16 protein-coding genes are annotated in these 20,438 nt (G+C 58.5%); 7 read left to right on the top strand and 9 right to left on the bottom strand.

Going from position 1 to position 20,438, the window contains the following annotated elements; genetic code table 11:
• Window positions 1-481 precede the first annotated feature (481 nt).
• Window positions 482-3,292 carry a hypothetical protein gene (locus KF841_00685; protein MBX3393859.1) on the bottom strand — a complete coding sequence of 937 codons (2,811 nt, stop codon included), beginning with the start codon at window positions 3,290-3,292 and terminating at the stop codon, window positions 482-484.
• A gap of 617 nt (window positions 3,293-3,909) precedes the next feature.
• Here KF841_00685 and KF841_00680 point away from each other — a divergent pair.
• The 5 genes from KF841_00680 (at window position 3,910) to KF841_00660 (ending at window position 8,087) form a co-directional block, all read left to right on the top strand.
• A complete protein-coding gene (locus KF841_00680; protein MBX3393858.1) occupies window positions 3,910-4,428 on the top strand; it encodes a polyketide synthase dehydratase domain-containing protein in 519 nt (172 codons plus the stop codon).
• A gap of 97 nt (window positions 4,429-4,525) precedes the next feature.
• Window positions 4,526-4,915: an acyl carrier protein gene (locus KF841_00675; protein ID MBX3393857.1), complete on the top strand. Its 390-nt coding sequence runs from the start codon at window positions 4,526-4,528 to the stop codon at window positions 4,913-4,915.
• A 4-nt stretch (window positions 4,916-4,919) separates the two neighbouring features.
• Window positions 4,920-5,402 (top strand): beta-hydroxyacyl-ACP dehydratase, encoded by a 483-nt coding sequence (locus KF841_00670; GenBank protein MBX3393856.1) that lies wholly within the window; start codon window positions 4,920-4,922, stop codon window positions 5,400-5,402.
• A 40-nt stretch (window positions 5,403-5,442) separates the two neighbouring features.
• Window positions 5,443-6,792: a beta-ketoacyl-[acyl-carrier-protein] synthase family protein gene (locus KF841_00665; GenBank protein ID MBX3393855.1), complete on the top strand. Its 1,350-nt coding sequence runs from the start codon at window positions 5,443-5,445 to the stop codon at window positions 6,790-6,792.
• The gene (locus KF841_00660) at window positions 6,789-8,087 is read left to right on the top strand and encodes a beta-ketoacyl-[acyl-carrier-protein] synthase family protein (GenBank protein ID MBX3393854.1); all 1,299 of its coding nucleotides are present in this window, start codon (window positions 6,789-6,791) and stop codon (window positions 8,085-8,087) included. The genes KF841_00665 and KF841_00660 overlap by 4 nt, the downstream gene beginning before the upstream one ends.
• A 161-nt stretch (window positions 8,088-8,248) precedes the next feature.
• Here the strand turns inward: KF841_00660 and KF841_00655 are convergent, their stop codons facing one another.
• On the bottom strand, window positions 8,249-8,746 hold the full coding sequence (locus tag KF841_00655) for a DinB family protein (protein ID MBX3393853.1): 498 nt from the start codon (window positions 8,744-8,746) through the stop codon (window positions 8,249-8,251).
• A 455-nt stretch (window positions 8,747-9,201) separates the two neighbouring features.
• On the opposite strand from KF841_00655, the gene KF841_00650 reads away from it, so the two are divergent.
• A complete protein-coding gene (locus KF841_00650; GenBank protein ID MBX3393852.1) occupies window positions 9,202-9,675 on the top strand; it encodes a hypothetical protein in 474 nt (157 codons plus the stop codon).
• 274 nt (window positions 9,676-9,949) lie between these two features.
• Here the strand turns inward: KF841_00650 and KF841_00645 are convergent, their stop codons facing one another.
• The 7 genes from KF841_00645 to rpsB all read right to left on the bottom strand — a co-directional run bounded on the left by KF841_00645 (window position 9,950) and on the right by rpsB (window position 18,904).
• The gene (locus tag KF841_00645; GenBank protein MBX3393851.1) at window positions 9,950-10,318 is read right to left on the bottom strand and encodes a nuclear transport factor 2 family protein; all 369 of its coding nucleotides are present in this window, start codon (window positions 10,316-10,318) and stop codon (window positions 9,950-9,952) included.
• A gap of 59 nt (window positions 10,319-10,377) precedes the next feature.
• Window positions 10,378-11,043 carry a DNA alkylation repair protein gene (locus KF841_00640; GenBank protein ID MBX3393850.1) on the bottom strand — a complete coding sequence of 222 codons (666 nt, stop codon included), beginning with the start codon at window positions 11,041-11,043 and terminating at the stop codon, window positions 10,378-10,380.
• A 398-nt stretch (window positions 11,044-11,441) separates the two neighbouring features.
• A complete protein-coding gene (gene metH, locus KF841_00635; protein ID MBX3393849.1) occupies window positions 11,442-15,020 on the bottom strand; it encodes a methionine synthase in 3,579 nt (1,192 codons plus the stop codon).
• A gap of 134 nt (window positions 15,021-15,154) precedes the next feature.
• Window positions 15,155-16,075, bottom strand: a complete 921-nt coding sequence (locus tag KF841_00630) for a UbiA family prenyltransferase (GenBank protein MBX3393848.1) — start codon at window positions 16,073-16,075, stop codon at window positions 15,155-15,157.
• Between the two features lie 5 nt (window positions 16,076-16,080).
• Entirely contained in the window at window positions 16,081-17,028 is a 948-nt protein-coding gene (locus KF841_00625; protein MBX3393847.1) for a sugar phosphate isomerase/epimerase, read from the bottom strand.
• Window positions 17,029-17,075: 47 nt separating this feature from the next.
• Window positions 17,076-17,891, bottom strand: a complete 816-nt coding sequence (tsf, locus tag KF841_00620; GenBank protein MBX3393846.1) for a translation elongation factor Ts — start codon at window positions 17,889-17,891, stop codon at window positions 17,076-17,078.
• A 161-nt stretch (window positions 17,892-18,052) separates the two neighbouring features.
• Complete coding sequence (gene rpsB / locus KF841_00615) at window positions 18,053-18,904, bottom strand: 30S ribosomal protein S2 (GenBank protein MBX3393845.1); 852 nt, start codon at window positions 18,902-18,904, stop codon at window positions 18,053-18,055.
• 293 nt (window positions 18,905-19,197) lie between these two features.
• Here rpsB and lpxB point away from each other — a divergent pair, with 293 nt between their 5' ends.
• Window positions 19,198-20,427 carry a lipid-A-disaccharide synthase gene (lpxB, locus tag KF841_00610; protein MBX3393844.1) on the top strand — a complete coding sequence of 410 codons (1,230 nt, stop codon included), beginning with the start codon at window positions 19,198-19,200 and terminating at the stop codon, window positions 20,425-20,427.
• Window positions 20,428-20,438: the final 11 nt, after the last annotated feature.

The raw sequence follows: 20,438 nt of genomic DNA, 5'->3' as shown, positions 1-20,438 counted from the left end.
CTGCGCACCCAGAAATTCGTCATCACGGACAACGACGTGATATCGCCCTTGATACGTGGCGCGTAGGAGCCGATCGGCAACACGCCTTAGTAACTCATCGTCGGCGTGCAGATTTCCGACGGTTTGCACGTCGTCGATCTGCATGGCCTTGAGATCGTGAATCGGTCCGGATTGCGCCAATTTGTCGGCGTCGTCGATTGTTGTTTCTGATAAGTTCGATGCTGGCGATTGGGCCGCTGCCATGTCCGGCATACCGGCGATGACGAAAGCGGCAATACAGATATGACCAATCATCAATCGCACAATGTGAGACTATACGCCAGAACACATTAGCCCGTAAGTCCGGGCGGTCGCCGCGTATGGCGCTGGTCACGCCACCGGAGATGAGAGGCTGAAAAGAAAGAGGCCGCCCGAGCGATCGAGCGGCCTCCTGAGTGAACACAGTTTCTTTGAATCGTGGTGATCGATTCAGAGAATCAGATCAGGGAAGATTCACAAGCAAATCGGCCATACCCGGAATATCGAGATGGCTGATCATGCCGTCGTCGTTAAAGTCTGCGGTGCAGAGGTGCGACGGATTTGTCGACTGCTGCATCGCGGCTTCGGTGAAGAGTTGCAGATCGCGACCGTCTGCGACGCCATCCCCGTTCAGGTCGCCAGCAACGACGTTGCAGACCAATTCGGCGATGTTGATGCGAACGTTGTCAATCTGCCACCCGCGGTATGCGTTGTCCTGATCGTCAATGGTATCAAAATTGAAGTTGATGGTGACGGTCTGGCCGCGATAGTTGTTGAGGTTGACGACTCGCTCGACCCAACCGGACGAAGTCGAGCCGCCCTGTGCCGGCTGATCAATGTTCGTCGCGCCGATCTTGACCGACGGCCAGTCCGACACGCCGAATCCTTCGCGCTGGAAATTCGAGCAATACCGCAACTCTGCGCTATATGAGTTCGGTACATTCACCGTCAGCGACAGTGATCCGCTGTTTGCCTGCCCCGGCGTGTCATAGGTGCATGTGCCAGTCTGTCCATAGTACGCAAACTGACCGGAACTGCAGTTGGCCGGGACGACCGGACAAGACGCCGTGAAATTCCAGAGTCCGTTCGCCGACCAGCCCGCGGGCAGACCGTTTTCAAAGTCAGCCTGGACAAGCGTGCTGTTCTGAATCGTGGCGACCTGCGGCTGGTAGCCCAGTGCCGGAGCCGATGCCGGGAAGTACACCGTCTCGCCCAGCGTGCCCTGCCCGGAGACATAGAAGCGGGGCGTATCACCACAGCGCGCGGGCGGCAAATCGGCCCGGTAGAGCGTTCCGCCGAGCGAGGTCAGCGGGACTGACTGAGCCGGGCCGCCGTCGTAGGTGTAGTGTAGAAGCGCTGTTCCCGGAGCCAGCGTGTCCGCGCCGGGTGAAATCGTCACGTTGAAAGTATATGGCGTACAGGGTGTCATGAGCGTGGTCGGCGGCGAGGTCGAAAGCGAAATGAACAATGCCGCCGGCTGAGGAACGACAGCCGCACCGGTGACAGAAGTCGGCGTGCCCGGCTTGAAAAGGCCGATGGTGGCGTTGCCGTTACTCTGGGCCGGGGGTTTGTCGGCATCGAATCGGAAGTTGTAGAGCGTTCCCCACCGCAGCGCATTGGCATTGACGTTCTGAGCAAAGGTCTGCGTCGACCACGTCAGGACTCCGCCCACGATTGAAGAGGTCCAATCCGTGCCGCTGTAAGGCTCGCCGCTGTGGTAATCGACATCGCGGAAGCCGATGTTGGTCACGACGGTGTTTGCGCCGACGGTGATCGCAAAGGATCGCGCCGAGCGGTCGGAGTTCTGATTGTAAAGAGCGTACTCATAGTGCCATGTGCCGTTGCCGTTGTCCGACGCCTTCGAAGCCAGGATCATGAGCCCTTCACCGGGTACTCGAACGTCGGTCTCGACGACACCACTGTCGTTCGCTTTCCATGCCCGAATTGCCGGGATCTGTTGAACGGTCGGTCCGGTGAATGACACATTCAGGCTGGCATTGATGCTGATGGGGCGGTGCGAGGCGTTGTTGTCGGCATTTCCCGCTGCCGCGTCATCCTGTGCGGTGTATTGAGCCTCGACGAAATAGAGGGCGCCCGGATTTAAAGAGGGCGTCAGGTCATCCACTTTGACTTGCAGTCGCGCTCGTATGTTTGAGTTACCGCTCGGCTGTAGATTAAATGGATAGGGGAAGACGCCGGTAAATGCGTTGACCTCTGACTTGGGGCCAAGGCCGCTGCTATTACGCGACGCCGTGTAGGGATCGGAGCAGCCTATGCCGAGCGTATCGCAACCGGTGGCGCTGCAACCCAACTGGCAGAGGTTCTCGCTCAGGGCGCAGAAACCGTGCTTGAGCCAGCTCTGCCCCAACTGCTCAAAGCGACCGGCCTTGAGCCGATACATGTTTTGAGAAATCACGGGGTGTCGCGCGCACTGGGGGTTGTTCTGGTCGCTGCAGTCGAACCAGTTCAACTCGGCGTCACCGAGGTTGCAGGAAGTCGTCGCGACGGAGTACGCCTTGATCGAGTCCGCAATTGCAAAATTGTTGATGACGTCATTCGGATTGCTGCCGTTGAAACCGGATACGCCAACGCCGCCGACAATCACGTCCGCGCCTGAAGGAGCTCGCGGATCGCCGCCGATGCCCGGGACAGGCTGCGGGGCCGGTTCTTCATCGCCGCCGGCGAAAACGACATCGGAGTGAATGTCCAGTCGGCCGATGAAGACGCCTTCGAGCTTCGGCTCTCCGAGCGCGGCCGCGAGTTCCGCAGTGATGGCAACGTTCGAACCGCGAATTTCGAGAATTCGCCCGATCGCATTGTTCATGAAAGAAGCCTTGCCATCTGAAAGCGAGAAGAGGGGGAAAGCGTCCTCGGACGCAACGATCTGCCCTTCAAACGAAGTCGGTTTCGTTCCCTCTGGCACCGCGACCTGAATCCCGGATAGCTTGAAGTGATTCGAACCGAAGGAGATCGAAAGACCGGTGCCCGATCGAACCTTCCCGCGGATCATTTCGATGATCTGATTGGAGGCCGTCAGGAATGTCAGGTCCGATCCGGGATCAAGGTCCATCACGATCGCGGATGGCAAGTCCCCGTCACCGAATCCCAGGTCCGGTGCGATTACGAGGCCGAGATCGGCGACCGTGCCTTGATCCAGAAGTAGAACGGCGTGGCCGTCCAGCGTGGACCAAGTGAAGTCGGCACGTGCTGCGACGGTTGTCGAACCGATCGCCACAAATGCAGATGCGATTGCGCGGAGACAAAGCTTCGACATTGACTTAGGTTCCTCCCTAAAATGTGACAAGGCGCGCCGTTTGTAGTTTGCTGACCTTCCGAGCCGTTGGAAGATCGTTGAAGTTGGAATGAAATCCGAATCGGCGTGCTGTGACGGAATTGAGACACCCCCTTTCGAGAGCCTCATTCGAGGTCTCGCGTCTCGGGCGGGCACGCCATACTCAGAATTTTTTCTCGGTTTCATTGTATCACAATCGAATCGCGCGGCTCAAGCGTAGTTTTCGGACCAAATCAAGATTTCTGGATTTGGCGTGATTTCGTGCAACTGCTTACCAAGAAAAATGTTGCGCGAATTAACTGCCTTGGATGGGGTGCGACGCGATCCGGCGGGCATGTGCAGTGGTACCCGCTTCGCGTGAACACACTAAGTCAAGCTCGTCGAATGAATCGCCTGAAAGCCCGGCGATATGAGCCGCGAAACCGGGGCCTTTGATGCACCGGAGCCTTGGTCCGGCAAATCTCGCTTGCCAAAACGGCCTCGTTCCACTAAAAAAGCCGCTCTACTTTGGACCCCCCGCGGCAGGTTGTCGGGAGGGGCTTGCGCGGATACCGATTCGGTCGAATCGGTGCCATGTCGTGGTAGTTACTGGGTCTGGAATGAAGTTTATTCTCCTCGACAAGATTATCTCGATTGAGCCACCCACGCGCATCGTAGCGAGAAAAACGCTTTCACTCGCGGAGGAGTACCTGGCTGACCACTTCCCGACATTTCCGGTGATGCCGGGTGTGCTGATGCTCGAGGCCATGGTTCAGGCTTCGGCGTGGCTGGTCAGGGCGACGCAGGATTTCAGTCGGAGCATGGTTGTCTTGGAGGAGGCGAAGAACGTTAACTACAAGAGCTTTGTCTCGCCGGGCCGTGCGCTGGAAGTGGTCTGCGAGGCGGTTCGGATCGAGGACGATTCGAGTGATTTCAAGGCGTTGGGGCGTTCGCCGGATGGTGATGAAATCGTGAAAGCTCGTTTGAAATTGCGTCATTACAATCTCGCGGATTCGAATTCGATGTGGGCCGAAACGGACGAGCGGCTGATCGATGACCTTCGTGGGAAGTTCAAGTTGCTCGGCGGTCCATCGGCGCTTAAGTTGGCCGGGGCTTTGACGGGCACGGGTTCAGTTTGATTCGTTGAATGCGTCGAACGGCTGCACCGTGGTTCGGAGCGGCAGTGGTGACGAACACAAAACTATGCAGATAAGTCCGCAGGGAGGACCGATAGACATGGCGATGAGCCGAGACGAAGTGTATTCGAAAGTGAAGGATGTGCTGGTCGACGCGCTGGGTGTGGACGACGACGAAGTCACCGAGGAGGCGACTTTGCAGGCTGATCTCGGAGCGGAATCGATCGACTTTCTCGACATCGTCTTCCGTCTCGAAAAGACGTTTGCCATCAAGATTCCTCGCGGCGAGTTGTTCCCCGAGGCGATCGTCAGTAATCCGGAGTACGTCGAGGGCGGTAAGCTGACTTCGAAGGGACTGTCCGCGCTGAAGTCCGCAATGCCGCATGCCGACTTCACGGAATTCGAGACCGACCCGGACATCAACCGAATGTCGATGCTCTTCACCGTCAAGACCATCGTGAACTACCTGACTACCAAGATGGCGGCCTAATCGCGTGCGTTGGATCTGGATCGACAAGTTTGTTGACTTTGTTTCCGGTGTTCGCGCGACGGCGGTCAAGAACGTCAGCATGGCCGAGGAGCATCTGCACGACCACTTTCCCGCGTATCCGGTCATGCCCGCCAGCCTGATCGTCGAGGGTATGGCACAGACCGCCGGAATCCTCGTTGGCGAAGCGCGGCAGTTCAAGGAGAAGGTCATTCTCGCCAAGGTCAAGCAGGCGAAGTTTCTAAGGGAAGTTCGCCCCGGTGACCAACTGAAATATGAGGCGGCCATCGAACAAGTCACTGAAGAGGCCGCGATGACCACCGGCCGGGTTTCGGTCAACGGTGAGCCCCTTGCGGAGATCGACATCGTCTTTTCGCACATCGACAACAACATGAGCGGCCTGGTGTTCCCGGAAGAGAATTTCGTCTTCACGGACGACTTCAAGTCGCTGTTGCAATCCTATAACGTTTCCACCTCCGCGGCCTCATAGATTCCGCATCGGCGCTCGCGGAGCGCGGGGAGCGATTGTCATGAAGAAAAACCGAGTCGTGATCACGGGAATGGGCGTTGTCTCGCCCGTCGGCCTCGGCATTACCGAAACCTTTGATGCGCTCGTCGAGAAGAAGAGCGGCATCGGGCGAATCACCGCATTCGACCCGTCGCACTTCCCGGCCCAGATCGCCGGCGAGATTCGCGGGGCTGAGGTCAAGGATTGTGTGCCGAAGGGATATCGTAAGGCCACGAAGGTCATGGCCCGCGATATCGAGCTGGCCGTTATTGCCGCCTATCACGCCGTGAAGGATGCCGGCATCAAGACCAAGTGCATCGTCGATCGCGGCGAGGCCGAGAAAACAGATGTGGACTCGACCCGCTTCGGTGCGAACATCGGCGCGGGTCTGATCTGTGCCGATCTGAACGAACTGGCCGGCGCTCTGGCTTCGGCGGTGGACAATCCCGCCGCTTCGTCCGAACGGAACTTCAGCCTCGCAAAGTGGGGCAATGAGGGCATGCAAAACCTGACGCCGCTCTGGCTGCTCAAGTTTCTGCCCAACATGCTCGCCTGCCATGTGACCATTGTTCATGATTGTCAGGCCCCCTCCAACACAATTACTTGCGGTGAGGCCAGCTCCCATCTCGCAATTGGCGAGGCCTTCCGAACCATTGAGCGCGGCGCGGCGGACATTTGCATCTGTGGCGGGGCCGAGAGCAAACTGAATCCGATGGGCCTTGCTCGGCAGCAGTTGCTAAATCGGCTGGCCAACAATCGAAACGACACGCCGCAGTCTGCATGTCGCCCGTTCGACCGGGATCGCACTGGTACGGTGATCAGCGAGGGTGGCGGATTAGTGATCCTGGAGGAACTGGAGCGGGCCAGGTCACGCGGTGCAAGAATTTATGGTGAAATCGTCGGCTTCGGTGCATCGACCAACGTCGGCGGTCGCGGTCGATCGCGGCATGAGGGTCGCGGCGTGACCCTCGCGGTTCGCAAAGCGCTGGTGGATGCCGGCACTTCGGCGGATCAGGTGGATCTGCTGAATGCATCAGGAATCGGGACACGGGAATCCGATCGGATTGAAGCGGAGGGAATCCGCGGCGTCTTCGGCGAACGGACCGGCCAGATTCCGATACTCTGCACCAAAGGATCCATCGGAAACAACGGCGCCGGCGCCGGGGCTATCGACCTTGCCGTGACCGCGAATGCGATTCATCGCGGCGTGATTCCGCCGTCCCTGAACACTGAATCGATCGACACCGAATGCGGATTGAATGTCGTTCGCGGCGATCCGATCGATTGCCGGGCGAGCTTCGCCGTGTCTGTCGCGACGGCTCTTTCGGGCGGCCAGACGGCGGCCCTCGTCATCCGGAGGTGGCAGCCATGAGTCGTCGAGTTGTTATTACAGGCATGGGATGGGTGACTCCGCTTGGTCACGATATTGAGACGGTCTGGCGCCGAATTCTCGGTGGTGAGAGCGGCATTGCCGCAACGACCATCTTTGATGCCGCTACGTTTCCGACGCAGTTTTCCGCCGAAGTGAAGGAGTTCGACCTACGCAAATTTCTGACGGCCGAGGAGTTTGAGCAGCATAAGACCGCGTCAAGGCAGGCTCGTTTTGCGCTGGCTGCCGCAAAGATGGCATGGGAGTCGTCTCGACTCGGTGACAAGCTTGATCTGGATCGGACTCAGGTGGGCGTCTATCTCGGCGGCGGCGAAGGGCCGCTTGATTTCGAGAATTTCGTCGCCGCTGCGGTCGATGGATGGGATTACTCGGTCGGCAAGCTTGACAGCAATCATTGGGCCGATGTCGCATTGAAGCGGCTGTCCGAGGTAAGCGAAAGCGAGCAAGACCCCAACATGGCCGCGGCTCACATTGCGGAGCTATTTGGCATCGAGGGACCCAATTTCAATACGCTGACGGCCTGCGCCGCGAGCACACAAGCCATCGGCGAAGCCATGAACATGATTCGACGCGGCGATGCCCATGTGATGATTTCCGGCGGCTGCCACTCGATGATCCATCCGCTTGGCGTTACCGGTTTCAACCGGCTCACCGCGCTCTCCACGCGAAACGATTCGTGTGTTTCGGCCTCGCGTCCGTTCGATCGAACGCGCGACGGCTTTGTTCTTGGCGAAGGCGCCGGCATGATCGTTCTGGAAGAGTTGGAGCATGCTCAGGCTCGCGGCGCGACGATTCTGTGCGAGGTGCTCGGCTTCGGGTCGACGGCCGATGCCTTCCGGATCACCGATATTCACGAGGATGGTCGCGGGGGCATCGCTTCCATGCGAATGGCGATTCGCGATGCGGGTATCAAGACCGAAGAGATCAACTACATCTCCGCCCACGGCACCGGTACGCAGGAGAATGACAAGATCGAGACACTCGCGATTAAGGGTGTCTTTGGCGAGAACGCCCGGAATGTGCCCGTCAGCAGCGTCAAGAGCATGCTGGGGCACCTGATCGCAGCGGCCGGCGCATGCGAACTGATCACCTGCGTGCTTGCAATTCGCGACCAGGTGCTGCCGCCGACGATCAACTACAAGAATCCCGACCCGCTCTGCGATCTGGATTACGTTCCGAACCAACCGCGCAAAACCCAGGTCAAGACCTGCCTCAGCAATTCTTTCGGCTTTGGCGGGCAGAACGACACGCTCGTGATCCGCGAATTCACGAACTGACGCGCGTGCGACTTTTCTTCTGAATCGCGAGACGTCAGCCAGCAGAGCGTGCAAGCGGCGCTCATGCCGCTGGGCTGCTTCGGCGGTCACGCACAGAAACTTCGCGATCGGTTTTTCCAACGACTGAGAAATCCGGACGCTGACTGCTGAATCCATGTCGCTCACCGCAGCCCCATGGCCGTTCGCTTGGCGAGAAGGAACGGCAGGTGATGATGCGTGTGGCCGATCGCCGTCTGGGCGATGTCCTTCACGCTGGTGATGCCCCGTTCCGAGTGAACAGCGGTTCGCTCCCATGCGTCCTGCTTGATCGAAGAGAGAATCCGAGCCGTCTGCATGCGGGTCGCGCGGATGACGGCAAGCTCTTCGGCGGGGTCTCGCTGCTCATAAGCCAGTGCGTTGACGTAGAGCATCTCGTCGTAGGCAAGCAACATTGGGTTCGGCAGCGCGATGGTGCGCTTGATTCGGTCGGCCCAGACCATTTCGCTGTCAGCGAGATGGCACAACAGCTCAAGAGTCGACCACTTTCCGGGCACGGGTCTGGCGCGGTACTGTTGAGGCGACAATTCCGCACACATCGACTCCAGATCAACGATCTGTCGTTCGTACATCGCCAGTATTTCGGGAATCGCATTTGGTGCGCCGGGATATGCCGCGGCCATCAGTTAGTCCCTCGTGAATGATATGAACGTTTCGTGCCTGGAATGCGGACGGCGCAATCGGAGCACACTATCGCCACTAGCGACATTCAACACTTCGTTTCGGTCACTCGTCAGTTACATCGGTGTTACTGATTGTAATGGACCATTCGATCGAAGGTTAGCGATCTCGAAGACTTTACTTGCGAACCAAACGGCGACGCATGGAACCGGGCGATTCATGAAACGTAGGTACTTAAAGAGGTTCGATCCAATCTAAGCGGTGTGCTAGCCGTGAAAGAATTCAACGAAATCCCTCAGACGTCTGCTCCAATCAGCTCAAAACGGATGTCAAGATTCGAGCATGGAGCAGAATAGACGCAATCTAGGAATCGAGCGAGTTGTGGCGTGCGTCACACGGCTCGAAGGAATGGGGACGCGCCGTGATATTCGGCGGTCCATGGCTTAAGGGTGTGTGTATGTTTACACGAAGGTTCTCGGGATTGGCAGTCGCATGCTTTGTTACGGCGGGACTCGGCGTCGCGGCTCTGATGGCGATGGAAAACCCACAGGGTACCCAGAAGCCTGCAACCAGCACGCCTCCTGTTCCTGTTGTGCAGGGAAAGGAAGTCACCTTGGAAGGCCGAGTCGTCGATCTGCAATGCTTCATGTCAGAGAAGTTTGCCAATTCGGACCATGCCAAGTGCACGGCCGATTGCATTAAGGCGGGAGTCCCCGCAGCGATCGAAACGAAATCGGGACTTGTCTTGATCGGCATGGGCACAAAGTCTCCGTCAGCCCAGCTCTTTCCATTTGCGTTGGAGAACGCCAAGATCACGGGCAAGCTCTATGATCGCGCCGGCGTCCGCTACATTGACATGGAGAGGATCGAGAAGGTCACGCCTCCGATGCACGCAACCGCCAACCCCAAAACGAATCATAGCGGGAAGTAGAACGAGTTACTGCAAAGACAGTTACTGCAACGACAGTGACTGCTCATCATGACGCTGGCCCATTCAATTTGGGCAACTCATTTGATGAGACATGACCGGAGTGGCGCGAAGAACGCCGCTCCGGTCTTATTGTTCCGCGAAAGTGCCCGGGTGACACACGCGGCGCCAGGACGCAATGAGTGCTTTTTGATTCAGAGCACCGGGGCCGAGAGCCGGGAATGCGTTTCGAAAATTGATGATTGCATGAATCGTCGTAGAAGAATGCCGGCGGTCACTATGGGCTGGTGAAGGAGCATTGCTCCATGACCAGCCGCCATTCATTGGCGTTTCTTTGCCAGACCATGACACACCGATGATCGTCCGTGAAGGTGGTGCCCTCAAACGAGCCGACTCCCTGATAACGGTGGCGCACCACGGCGGCATCGGGGCCCATCGCTCGGACCACGACTTCGGTGCGCGTGCCGCGATCCAGGGAGTAGCCGGGAGAGCGGATGACCGCCAGTATGCCATCACGGTCCATGAACAGCCCGCTCGGGCCAATGTAGATGTAGTCCTCAGACGCCAGGCGTATCACAGTCGCGGCATCCTTATCAAGCCACGCCTGAAACCAGCGCTCGCTTAAGTCCAGCACATCCGACTGCACAGGCCGTTTCTCCTGTCCATGATGACTCGCACGGGCGGACAATATCGCCGCAGCCAGGCTCACTTTTCCCGTTTCACCATCGCCTCGACCCAAACCGGCACGTAAGGCGGCGTACAGCCCTTGGAAACCGGCCAATCGCGGTACAGTCCAATCTTCTCGCCGATGGCGATTGCGCGCTTCCGATGTGCGGCGTGCTTGATGCCAATTGCGGCGAGGGTGTTGTTCATTGTCCACTGCACCTCCGGCAGGGCGTTGGGCATCTCTTTTTCGATGCGGTCGAGCAATGCAGCGGGGTCGAAATCTGTCGCGGCTTTGTTCACGCCGTTGGCGGTGAGGTTCCATCCCGCACGAGCGGCCCAGCGATCTTTGTCTTTCATCCACTTTTCGCGTAGCGCATCCTTTTCGGGATGTTGTGCAACGACATAGGCATTCAGCCAGTCCGCCACCTGCGTGCAGGTGGCGGAGCGAGTCAGCGTGTCGAGTTGCTCTGCGGACAAGGACGTAACTTTGATGATAAGTGTGGCCAGAAGCTGTGCGTCCACGTTTCCAGTGGACCAGAGTTCGAGGGCGAGTGCTTGATCGGTCTTGATTTTTTTCGCGATCGTGCGAATGTCGCCGAGCTTCACACCAAACTGGTTTTCGGGTGCCCCGGCTTTGATGTTGTGCTTTCGGCGAGCGGCGTCGCCGAGGGACTTGAGTTGGGCGAGGACGTCCTTGGACTTCATGGCTTCACCTTTCCGACCGAAATAAAGCTCCCAAGCGTGGATTCTACAAAGGCATCGGCGCGTCAACAACTCCAGCCAATTCGAGTCAGTTGACCAGCTGTCGCTGATTCAGGACACGGGCATGGATGCGTTGTTCGGGCGAACTTGCTGCGGGAACCGGCCGAGAAGCTAATCGAGATCTGCAATGAGAGTCGCATTTCGGCCGCCGTTACATTGTGCAGCCGAGGCTGATCGTGTGGGATCTTTCCGGCATTGAGCGACTTGCGCCGTACGATTATGCCGGATTCGTAAACACGCACAACTGAGAAACGAGGCGAAAGCTGAACTCGGACGAGAAAATGAGCCGTCCGAGCGGGTACGGTTTTGAAGGGATGCGCGAACATCTCTGACTCACATTTCTATTCGGCTTGACCGAGGCGCATTTCAAGCTGACCATCCGTCTTTGAGCGGACATTGAAATATCGCGCTTCGGGATGGTGCGCGATAATCGCGCTCGTGCTTTGCTCGGGGTCAAGCTGGAATTCATCGCTCAGCGTCACGCCGATTCGCTCCGGATTCAGCAGCGGCCAGAGCTTCGCCTGGTCCTCCAGATTGGGGCATGCCGGGTAGCCGAAGCTGTACCTGCTGCCTTGATATCCCTGTTGAAAGAGCCGGCGAACCTCCATTGCATCTTGCTGGGCGATACCCAATTCCATGCGGATCTGTTTGTGCATGTATTCCGCCAGCGCCTCGGCGGCTTCGACGCCGAGACCGTGAAGGTGCAGATAATCGCGGTATCTGTTCTGTGCAAACCAATTGCGCGCCACGTCACTGGCTGCACGGCCGACTGTCACCAGATGGAACGCGACGACGTCGATTTCACCGCTTTCCATCGGGCGGTAGAAGTCTGCCAGGCACCAATAGGGCGGATTATCCTGGCGAGGGAATGAAAAACGAAGCAGCTCCCTCCGAGAAAAGCGGGATGCATCGATGGGGGGTGCTCCGGCGGGGCGACTGTCACCGTTGGCAGCTGACATTTCGGGCGGCTCATAAATAATGAGATCATTGCCCTCGGAATTACATGGCCAATAGCCGTAGACGGCCTGCGGCAAGAGAATGTTTTCATTCGCGCACTGCCGCGCCAGATCAAACAGGATCGGCCGAATTTCGTTCTTGATGTACGCTTCGTATTCCTCGCGCTTGCGGCCGCCGGGCTTGTATTCCCATTGGACACCGAAAAGCATTTTCTCGTTGATGTAGGGGAGAATCGTCTTCAACTCGATCTTCTGGATGACGCGAGATCCCCAGAACGGCGGCGTCGGTATCGGAATGGATGTCGACACGGCACTTCGAGCCGGAAGTTCCAGAATGGGGCGTTCGCCCTTCGATGCCTGTAAATCGACACGCGAGCGCGTGGCGGCCTTCGCAGCCGCTGTGTCGACAAGGGGCTTACCCTCAGCAAGTCGGTTCATCAGCGCGAGACCTTCAAAGGCGTCTTTCGCGTAGGCGACATCGCCTTCATATTGGAGTCGCAGATCGTTCTCCACGTAGCCGCGCGTGAGCGCCGCGCCGCCGAGGATGACCGGGACCCTCAGGCCGCGTTCATTGAGGACCAGCAGGTCATCTCGCATGACCAGCGTGGATTTGACGAGGAGACCTGACAAGCCGATCGCATCAGCGTTGTGCTTCTGATATGCCGTGATGATGTCATTGATCGGCTGTTTGATGCCGAGGTTATGCACGGTGTAGCCATTATTCGTGAGGATGATGTCCACAAGGTTCTTACCGATGTCGTGCACATCACCCTTGACCGTTGCGAGCACGATCTTGCCCTTGCTATCGCCCTCGACGCGCTCCATATGTGGTTCGAGATAGGCGACTGCCGTCTTCATGGTTTCCGCGCTGGAGAGCACAAACGGCAACTGCATCTTGCCGGTGCCGAAAAGATCACCGACGACTTTCATACCGTCGAGCAGGATGTTGTTGATAATCTCCAGCGGTTTGTACTGTTTCATGGCCGCGTCGAGATCCTTGTCGATGCCGATTCGCTCGCCGTCGATGATTCTCTGTTTGAGGCGCTCTTCGACCGGGAGATCCGCGGCAATTTTCCGTTCGCCGACCTTCTCGCCCTTGTCGAACAATCCGATGAAATGCTGAAGAGGATCGAATCCTTCGCGCCGGCGGTCGTAGATCAGATCGAGTGCGGCGTCCCAGCGCTCGTCGGAAATCTTGTTGCGGGGGAGAATCTTGCTGGCATGGACGATGGCCGCCGTCAGGCCGCGCTGGGTTGCCTCGTGCAGAAACACCGAGTTGAGCACCGCACGGGCGGCCGGCAGGAGTCCGAAGCTGACGTTCGACACGCCGAGGATGGAGCCGCAGCGAGGAAACTTCTCCATGATGGCTTCGATCCCATCAAGTGTTTCTAGCGCGAGCCGGCGATCCGCCTCATTGCCGGTGGTGACCGGAAAAGTCAGGCAATCGAAAAGGATGTCTTCCTCCGGGATGCCGTATTTCACGGTCAGTAGTTGATGGATGCGTGTCGCAATCAGGAGTTTACGCTCAGCCGTTTTCGCCATTGCCTCCTGTGGATCTTCATCGATGGTCAACGCCACGACGGCGGCCCCGTACTTGCGCAACATGGGGCACACCTTCTCCATCTTCTCCTCGCCGTCCTCCAGATTGACAGAGTTGACGATACACTTTCCACCGGCAAGTTTGAGGCCCGCCTCGAGGACGGGCGCTTCAGTCGAATCGAGCATCAAGGGGACTGTCACGTCCTTGACGTAGCGAGTGACGACCGCCTGCATGTCGGGTACGCCGTCGCGCCCGACATAATCAACGCACACGTCCAGGACATGCGCGCCCTCGCGCGCCTGCTCGCGTCCGACTTCGACCAATCCGTCGATATCGCCCGCCAGGAGCAGCTCGCGGAATTTCTTGCTGCCGTTTGTATTGCTCCGTTCGCCGACGATGAGAAAACTATTGTCCTGACGGAGGGTCACGGCCTGATATAGGCTTGAAACGCTCGGTTGTCTGGCTGGAATCCGAGCCCGTGGCTTGAGATCACGGACCGCTTCGTGAATCGCCGCAATGTGCGCCGGCGTCGTTCCGCAGCAGCCGCCGACGATGTTCACACCGTCCGTCACGACAAACTCGCGTGCCCATTTTGCAATTTCATCGGGCGTCAGTGCGTAATGGGTTCGGCCTTCGACAAGCTGTGGAAGGCCTGCATTCGGCACGACGCTGATGTACCGGGAACTGTTTCGACAGAGGTAGCGCACATGTTCCGCCATCTCCTGAGGTCCGGTCGCGCAGTTCATGCCGATGACTTTAACCTGCGGATAGGCTTCGAGTGCCACGAGCGCGGCGGCGATATCCGTGCCGACAAGCATGGCGCCGTTCAATTCGATCGTGACCTGGCAGATGATCGGCAGTTCGCGGCTTTTTTCCTGCATGGCGAGCGTCGCACCTGAGATCGCCGACTTGATCTGAAGCAGATCCTGGCAGGTCTCGATGATCAATGCGTCCGCGCCGCCGTCGATTAGTCCGCGGCATTGTTCAGCGTAGCTGTCTTCGAGAATGTCAAACGTGGTGTTTCCAAGCGAAGGCAGCTTTGTGCCGGGGCCGATGCTTCCGAGCACGAAGCGAGGCTTGTCCTTCGTGCTGAAACGATCGGCTGCACGGCGCGCCGCACGAGCAGCGTCGAGGTTATATCGATACGTTTCGTGCGCGCGATCGAATTCCGCGAGGACGATCTTGTTCGCGCCGAATGTGTTCGTCTCGACGCAATCCGCACCGACTTTCAGGAAGGACTCGTGAATCTCCTCGATGATTTCGGGGCGTGTTTCGGTGATGACCTCGGGGCAATTTTCGCAGCCGAGGTAGTCTCGATTCAGGTTGAGGTCGTAGGAGTAGATGCTGGTCCCCATCGCGCCGTCGATAACCAGTACGCGGGACTCCATTTGCTGTATGAATTGGCTTTTCACGGTGATCTGCATCCCAGGTGTATCTGCGAAAAGCGATCAGTTTAGCCGAAAATCAGAGGATTGAGTAGCCGGGCGACGCGAGCGCGCCGCCATCGCAGAAGAACCCATAAAAGTGCCGTCAGGGCGTTGAGCGATGAGCAGGCGACTTACGTCGAATAAACCCAGCGGCCGATGGTGGCGGCGGGGACCAGCAGGGCCAGCGTGACCAGCACGGCCGGCGTGCCTGCCGTCGTACCGGCAATGACGGCATCAACCGCAATGATCGCAAGGATGAAAGTTTTCATGGCGTATTGAACCATGTTGGGCGTGGGGCGCCGAATCGTTCGAAGCCCGACGCGAAAGATGTGAATGACAGTGGCCAGCCAGATTACGGTGTTGAATCCGGAGCTGTCGCCTTCGGCGATCGCGAGAGCCCCGATTACAACCAACGCTGTGACCATTCCTCCGAGACCGATGACAAGATGTCGCCGCGGGGCGGCGCCCGTCTCTTCTCGTCCGAAATAGGTAAGCGCCGTGACATAGAGTCCGAATGCGCCGGCAATCGCAAACATGGCATTGCGAGTGCCTTCATCGGAGAACCGTGCGATGGACATGGCCATTCCGAGGTTCAGCACCCGGCAGACGCCCATGGCGATTGGGCCGAGAGGAGTCTGCTTCAGCAGAAAATTGTACGCGAGTATTGACGCGAGAAGCACCAATGCACACGCGGCTGCCCGGTTTTCAATGGTCAATGCTGCGGGCAATTCAGTCGGCGACCACGCAAGCGCGGCAGTCAGCACGCCCGCAACTGCCAGCATACGTGCGATCCAACGGGCTCGAGTCGGCGACACACGACCCGATGGTAACGGCCGATTCGGTCGTTCCAGCCGATCCAATTCCACGTCGCGAAGATCGTTGGTCACGATTCCGGTGGCGTAGAGGCAGCAGGATGCAGCGATGAGAAGCAGCAGTGTCCAGGATACATGAAGCTCACCGGTGACAAGGTAGTAGCCTGCGAGAATATCGGCGGCCGCCGTAAAGAGATTCGGCAGTCGGACGAGTTCGCAGTGGGTCTTAAGCGTGGACATCGCGATCAAGTGATCGAACGTGCGACTTGCTCCAGGTGCTGCATGGCTTCACGACCGGCGCGGTCCGGATCGCCAACGAAAGGATACAGTTCGACAGTGACCCATCCAGTGTAACCGATTTCGTGAATGGCCTTGAATGTCGCCGTGAAGTCGATCGCGCCTGAGCCGGGCACGAGATGATGATGGCCCCGCGTCGCGGCAATGTCCTCGACATGAAAATGGCGGATGTGCCGGGCCATTCGGGGAATCCAATCAGCCGGCTCCTCATTGACGCAGAAGGCGTGGCCGATGTCGAAATTGAGCTGCATGAACGGCGAATCCACGCGATCTCGCAATTCCAGATACTGTTCGAATCTTTCGATGAGCAAGCCCGGCTCCGGCTCGATCAGTAGGAGCACACCTTCGCGCTCGGCATGGTGGACCACCGGTTTGAGCTCTTCGACGAACAGGTGCAACGCAGCGGCGTGGCTCTGTCCGCTTTCGACGGGACCGCCGGGCTCAGTCGTGATGCAGGGCGCGCCAAGTCGTCTGGCGAGCGTCAGCGCCTGCCGCGTGTGTTCCGTGCGGATGCGGCGGTAGTCGCGGTCCAGTTCAATCCAACTGGGGTGCCAATAGGGTTGGCGCCGGTCACCGATCTTGTTCATCATGAATGCGTTGATGTTGGCAATCTGTAGACCGAGGCGATCGAGTGTTGATCGGACGGCATCAATTGTCGATTCCGAGGTGTCGGCCGGCCACAGATGCGGCGTGTCTGCCATCAGTTCCACACCGCGGTATCCGATCGCCGCAATGCGTTCCAATGCATCATCCAGCGTATGACGCATATAGGCATTGCAACTGTATGCGAGCGATAGGTTCACGGCCTCGTTGCGCCTTCCTTGATGCGTTGCGTCGGCAGAAAATGCGGACGACGCGTGAAAACCAAGCGACCGCGAAACGCCTTCCGACGGCATCTCGCGGTCGCATTTGTGCAATCAACGTAATCGATGAGCGTGCCGGATCAACCCACGACGCCGACTTCGTACTTCAGGTACGACTTCACCTCGAAGCCGTTCTCCCGGGCAAACTGGCCGACGGTTTTCTTGTCGTCCATCACGAACGGCTGCTCCACCAGCACGCGCTCGGCAAACCACTTATCCAGCTTGCCGTCCACGATTTTATTCAGAATCTGATCGGGCTTGCCCTTGGCTTCCGCCGCGGCGCGCTCGCGCGCTTCGGCGACCAGCTTGCTGTCGACATCCTCCCGCACCCGTCCGAGCAGAAGGGTGGCGGATGCGATGTGCATGCAGATTCCGCGGCCGGAATCTCCGGGGTCTTTATCCGCTGTGATGATCGTTCCGATGCGGCCGTTGTGGTGGACATACGATGAACCGGCGCCGTCGAGCCGCACAAGGCGGACGAGATTCAGGTTCTCTTTCATGCGGCCGAAAGCATCGACCAGGAGTTCCTGCACTGTCTGCCCGCTGGCCATTTTGGATGCCTTGAACTTGTCGACGTCGGTGATGCCGGACTTGGCGCAGTGCTCAGCGAGTTTGTCTGCAACCGCTTTGAAGTCGGTGTTCGTTGCGACGAAGTCCGTTTCGCAGCGAAGCTCGCACATCGCGGCGCCTTCCGGACCGCCATACACACCGATGCGTCCGTTTGCGGTTTCTCGCTCGGCTCGTTCCGTCATCTTGTCGGCGAATCGCTTTCGAAGAATTTCGAGAGCGGCTTTCTCGTCGCCGCCTGCTTCAACAAGCGCTTTCTTGCAGTCCATCATCGCGAGGTCGGTCTTGGCACGAAGGGCCTGAACTTGCGATGCGGTGATCTCAGCCATTGGGTGTTTACTCCTAAGAATCGGTCGTTAAATGGCGAACCCCACGCGAACCGCGTCTTCGCGCGGGGCCCCCATAGCGACGGCACAACAGCTTGCGGCCGTCAGTCAGTTATTCGGGTGGACACAATGTCGCGACCAGCGGGACGTACCCGTCCGCGCGATTACGATACGCTCTCGGTTGTCTCGGATGACGAGCCGGTGGGCGATTCAAGCTCTGCTTTGGGCTCAAAATCGCCGCCCATCTCGGCCTCGGTCTGTGATGCGGCAATGCTCGAGGTCGAGGCGCGCTTTGATCGTCGCGGATGACCGGGACCGCCGGCTGATTGCTCGCCGGCTTTTTCCGCCATCGCCTGTCGCCCACGCTTGCCTTCCTCGATCGCGTCGGCCAACGCCGCAACGACCAGTTCAATGGCACGCATCGCGTCATCATTGCCTGGAATGACGATGTCCGCGCCTTCCGGGTCACTGTCCGTATCAACCAGGCAGACCGTCGGGATGCTGAGCTTCTGCGCTTCACGAATTGCGTTATGTTCGCGCTTTACGTCAACCACCACGATGGCGCCGGGCAATCGCGTCATGGTGCGAATACCGTCGAGGTTTCGGGCGATCTTCTCTCGCTCTCGACCTGCGCGGGCCTTTTCTTTCTTGCTGAATTCTTCAATCTTGCCTGTGTTCACGAGCTCTTCAAGATACTCCAGCCGCGTAAGTCGCGATCGAATCGTCTTGAAGTTGGTCAATGTGCCGCCCAGCCACCGCTCAGTCACGTAGGGCATACCCACGCGCTTGGAATGCTTTTCAACGCTGTCCTTGGCTTGTCGTTTGGTGCCGATGATCAAGACATCTTGACCATTGGCCACGACAGCGGCGAGGAACTTCTTCGCGCGAAGCAGTCCTTTCACGGTCTGGCGAATGTCGACAATGTGAATCGAATTCCGCTTGCCGAGCAGATACGGCCCCATCTTCGGGTTCCACCGGCTCGCGCGGTGGCCGAAATGGATGCCCGCATCGATCAACTCGCGGACCAACGCTTGCGACAAATGTCACCTCCTGAAAAAAACGTAAGTGTCCAAATCTGCTGAATATGTAGCGAGACCCATAAGAGTATAGGAATCGGCCTTTCGCGTCAAGATCAGCCAACGGTGGCATCCGGGGCCCGTGGCGCAGTGCGTCGGCTCCCCCGAGCGGCCGATCCGAATCTGGTCCCGAGGAGTCCGTGGAGTTGATTACTGTCTGGCTTGCTCCATCCGGAGTCCGCGGTATCGTGTCCCGGCCGTCTTTAGCCCTGATTCACCCCCCAGAGCCCCTCATGAAGCCCGAGGCCGGTCATCCACGGATTTTCGTCAGCGTCGCCGAGCAGAGCGCCGATGAGCATGCCGCCTCGCTCCTTCGCGCATTGCGGGAATTTCACCCATCCGCCAGTTTCCACGGACTAGCTGGCCCTGCGCTTCAGCGGGAGGGCGCCACGTGTTTTTTCGACATGACGGCTCGATCCGCCATGGCCCACGCGGCGTTCTACCGCATTCCGGAAGTTCTCGGGCTGCTTGGCAGATTGAAGCGATTCATCCGTGAAGGTGGCTTCCACGCGGCCTTGATGGTGGACTCTCCCGCACTCAATCTGCCGATCGCCAAAATCTGCCGTCGCAACAATATTCCCGTGATGTACTACATCGCGCCGCAGACGTGGGCCTGGGGGCCCAGGAATTGGCGAAACAATCGCGTTCGGCGACGCGTTAATCGGCTCGCCTGCCTTTGGAAATTCGAAGAGCCCTATTTCCAGGCGGCCGGCATCCAGGCGAAATACGTCGGCCATCCCACCTTCGATCGACTGGCGGCTTCTGATATCAGCGATGTTCGGATCGCACAGCTGCGCGGCTCGGCCACGACCGTTTTGACGCTCCTTCCCGGCTCTCGAAAACACGTTGTTGAAGAAGTGCTTCCGGGGCAGTTGGAGATTGCTTCCGCGCTTCGCGGCCGATTCTCTCGCATGAACATCGTCATCGTTGCGGCCAACGAAGATACCCGAACGATGATTCAGCAATGCATTTCCAACCCGCGGCAACGCATCGACGCGACGATCGTGACCGGCGAACACGATCGCGCTGCCGCGATCCGAGCCGCCGACCTGTGCCTCGCGGCGTCCGGCACCGTCACGCTCGAAGTTGCCTACTGGGGCACTCCGATGATCGTCATGTATCAGACCCCGAAATGGCGATACCTGCTTGTCGGTCGATGGCTTATTCATACGCCGTACTTATCGCTGCCAAACATTCTTGCGGGGCGAGAGATCGTTCCCGAGTTCATGCCGTATTACGACAGCACGGGGCCGATCATTGCGCGGGCGTTTGAGTGGCTGTCGAATCTGAATACGCTCGCGCGGGTGCGCGGGGAATTGCAGGAGATGATCAAAGGGGTTTCAAAGCCGAATGCGGCGAGGAATGCGGCGATGGAGTTGGCGCAACTGCTCAGTGAATCGCAGGCCGGCGTCGCGCGGCGGCGGGGGCCTGGCAGCGAGCATGGCCCCGGGACCGTTGAATAGCAAAATTCTAC

The organism is Phycisphaerae bacterium, assembly GCA_019636475.1.
In the GTDB taxonomy this organism is placed as follows: domain Bacteria; phylum Planctomycetota; class Phycisphaerae; order UBA1845; family UTPLA1; genus JADJRI01.
Note: the sequence above shows the minus strand (reverse complement) of the source record. Positions and strands in the feature narration are given on the sequence as shown.